This is a genomic window from Vulcanococcus sp., assembly GCF_044369115.1.
GTDB lineage: Bacteria > Cyanobacteriota > Cyanobacteriia > PCC-6307 > Cyanobiaceae > Vulcanococcus.
Genome location: NZ_JBIPMN010000234.1, coordinates 1 through 3,037, shown reverse-complemented (window position 1 = coordinate 3,037; position 3,037 = coordinate 1). Strand labels below are relative to the sequence as shown.

The window sequence follows — 3,037 nt, the reverse complement described above, 5'->3', positions numbered from 1 at the left end:
CGGTTGAGGATCTCTGTGTTGATCGATCGGGCCTGGAGGCAGCGGCTGCAGGCCATGCCGAAACAGAAGCGGTAGCACCTCCGGTCGTCGAAGCGCCGGCCATGCAGATGGATTGGCAGAAAGCCTCCTGAATGAGAGGCATTTCGGGCCGAAAATCCCGATCCAGGCAGGAGCCGCTTTACACTTGTTAAACATCTCCACCTGTTTCTGAGGCGGCCATGAATCAGCGCTGGCGCACGATTGCCCTCTGGGTGCTGCCGATTGGGGTGGCCCTCTTCCTCGGTTGGCAGGTGCTCGGCAATAGCGCCAGCCGCCTCAACGCTCCCAACGGCCCCACCGTGGCCCCGAGCAATGCCGCCGTGGCCCGCATGAGCTATGGCCGGTTCCTCGACTATGTGGACGCCGGCCGGGTGACAGCCGTCGACATCTTTGATGGCGGCCGCACCGCTGTTGTTGAAGCCGTTGATCCCGACCTCGACAACCGCGTGCAGCGCCTGCGCGTTGATCTGCCCGGCCTGGCTCCCGAGCTGGTGAACAACCTCAAAGAGCAGGGCATCAGCTTCGACATCCATCCGCCCCGCCAGGCGCCTCCTGCCCTGGGCCTGCTGGGCAACCTGCTCTTCCCGCTACTGCTGATCGGTGTGCTGGTGTTCCTGGCCCGCCGCGGAAACGGCATGCCAGGTGGCCCCGGCCAGGCGATGCAGTTCGGCAAAACCAAGGCCCGCTTCCTGATGGAAGCCGAAACCGGCGTCAAGTTTGACGACGTTGCCGGTGTGGAAGAGGCCAAGCAAGACCTCCAGGAAGTGGTCACCTTCCTCAAGACGCCAGAGCGCTTCACCTCCGTGGGCGCCAAGATCCCGAAAGGCGTTCTGCTGGTGGGCCCTCCCGGCACCGGTAAAACCCTGCTTGCCAAAGCGATTGCCGGCGAAGCCGGCGTGCCCTTCTTCTCCCTCTCCGGTTCGGAGTTTGTGGAGATGTTCGTGGGCGTTGGCGCTAGCCGCGTGCGCGATCTGTTCAAGCGCGCCAAGGAAAACAGCCCCTGCCTGATCTTCATCGACGAAATCGATGCAGTGGGTCGTCAACGCGGCGCCGGTGTGGGCGGCGGCAACGACGAGCGCGAGCAGACCCTCAACCAGCTCCTCACCGAGATGGACGGCTTTGAGGGCAACAGCGGCATCATCATCATTGCGGCCACCAACCGGGCCGATGTGCTCGATTCGGCGCTGCTGCGTCCCGGTCGTTTCGACCGTCAGGTGCAAGTGGACGTGCCCGACATCAAGGGCCGCCTCTCCGTGCTCAAAGTGCACTCCCGCGACAAGAAGCTCGCCGACGACGTGAGCCTCGAGGCCATCGCCCGCCGCACCCCCGGCTTTTCCGGCGCAGACCTCGCCAACCTGCTCAACGAAGCCGCAATCCTCACCGCACGGCGCCGCAAGGAAGCCACCAGCCTGGCTGAGATCGACGACGCCGTAGACCGGATCATCGCCGGCATGGAGGGCAAGCCCCTCACCGATGGCCGCAGCAAGCGCCTGATCGCTTATCACGAAGTGGGCCATGCCCTGGTGGGAACCCTGGTCAAGGCCCACGACCCGGTGCAGAAGGTCACCCTGATCCCCCGCGGCCAGGCCCAGGGCCTCACCTGGTTCTCCCCTGACGAGGAGCAGATGCTGGTGAGCCGCGCCCAGCTGCGCGCCCGGATCATGGGAGCCCTGGGCGGCCGTGCCGCTGAGGATGTGGTGTTCGGCCACGCCGAAGTCACCACCGGTGCAGGCGGCGATATCCAACAGGTGGCTTCGATCGCTCGCCAGATGGTGACCCGTTTCGGCATGAGCGAAGTGGGTCAGCTGTCTCTCGAAGCCGGTAACCAAGAGGTATTCCTTGGCCGCGACCTGATGACCCGCAGCGACGGCTCCGATGCAACCGCCGCCCGCGTCGACTTGGCGGTCCGCCAGATCGTGCAGAACTGCTACGAGGAAACAGTGAAGCTCGTGGCCCAAAACCGCGCCTGCATGGACCGCGTGGTGGAAGTGCTGATCGAGAAAGAAAGTCTCGATGGTGATGAATTCCGCGCCCTTGTCAGCGAGTTCACAGCCATCCCCGAGAAGGAGCGCTTCTCACCCTTCCTCAGCGAAGCCGACCTAGCTGCAGAGGCTCAACGCTGATTGCGGCAGCGGTCGGAGCAATAGATCACCTGCTCCCACACCGCTTCCCATTTCTTGCGCCAGGCGAAAGGTCTGCCGCAGGCCGGGCAGGTTTTGGTGGGACGCAGGCTGGGTGGCAAACCTTTGCCACCCGGTTTCTCCCCAGAAGCGCCTCGCCTACGGCCCACAACCCTGAATCAGACCGCGCGTACAGGGCGTTTGTCGATCACCTTGTCGATCAGTCCATACTCCGCAGCCTCAGCGGGAGACATGAAGAAGTCGCGATCGGTGTCCTCCTCGATGCGGCTGAGGGGCTGACCGGTGCGGTCAGCAAGCTCCTGGTTGAGTTTCTTTTTGAGGTAGAGGATTTCGTCGGCCTGGATCCTGATATCGCTGGCTTGACCGCGGGCACCACCGAGGGGCTGGTGGATCATGATCCGCGAGTGCGTGAGGCTGCTGCGCTTGCCCTTGGCACCGGCGCAGAGCAGAAAGGCACCCATCGAGGCAGCCAGACCCACACACACGGTGTGAACATCGGGCTTGATGTGCTGCATCGTGTCGAAAATGCCCAGGCCGTCGTACACGGACCCCCCGGGAGAATTGATGTAGAGGTAGATGTCCTTCTCGGGATCCTCAGCTTCCAGGAACAAGAGCTGGGCCACGATCCGATTGGCCGATTCCGAGGTGACAGGCTCACCCAAGAAGATGATCCGCTCGCGCAGCAGTCGGGAATAGATATCGAACGCGCGCTCGCCCCGGCCCGACTCTTCGATCACGATCGGGATCATCGACACAGGCGGCTCAGCAGCTGGCGGGATCCTACTGAGCTTCAGCCGAGTTCAGCGATCCTCGCGAGCTAGGGTCCCAGCACGTTGATCGATGAGAACGTGGGCGTG

General features: G+C 63.4%; 3 protein-coding genes. 1 reads left to right on the top strand and 2 read right to left on the bottom strand.

Annotation, left to right across the window (positions count from 1 at the left end; all coding sequences use genetic code 11):
* The first annotated feature begins 218 nt into the window (after positions 1 to 218).
* Positions 219 to 2,162 carry an ATP-dependent zinc metalloprotease FtsH gene (ftsH, locus tag ACIQ2E_RS13720; RefSeq protein WP_398331674.1) on the top strand — a complete coding sequence of 648 codons (1,944 nt, stop codon included), beginning with the start codon at positions 219 to 221 and terminating at the stop codon, positions 2,160 to 2,162.
* Here ftsH and ACIQ2E_RS13715 read toward each other — a convergent pair.
* Positions 2,153 to 2,329: a DUF2256 domain-containing protein gene (locus ACIQ2E_RS13715; RefSeq protein WP_398331671.1), complete on the bottom strand. Its 177-nt coding sequence runs from the start codon at positions 2,327 to 2,329 to the stop codon at positions 2,153 to 2,155. The genes ftsH and ACIQ2E_RS13715 overlap by 10 nt on opposite strands.
* A gap of 9 nt (positions 2,330 to 2,338) precedes the next feature.
* Complete coding sequence (clpP, locus tag ACIQ2E_RS13710) at positions 2,339 to 2,929, bottom strand: ATP-dependent Clp endopeptidase proteolytic subunit ClpP (RefSeq protein WP_010308873.1); 591 nt, start codon at positions 2,927 to 2,929, stop codon at positions 2,339 to 2,341.
* Positions 2,930 to 3,037 lie beyond the last annotated feature (108 nt).

Coding starts and splice junctions, on each gene's coding strand:
- ftsH (WP_398331674.1), top strand. CDS start 219: ATGAATCAGCGCTGGCGCACGATTGCCCTCTGGGTGCTGCCGATTGGG.
- clpP (WP_010308873.1), bottom strand. CDS start 2,929: ATGATCCCGATCGTGATCGAAGAGTCGGGCCGGGGCGAGCGCGCGTTC.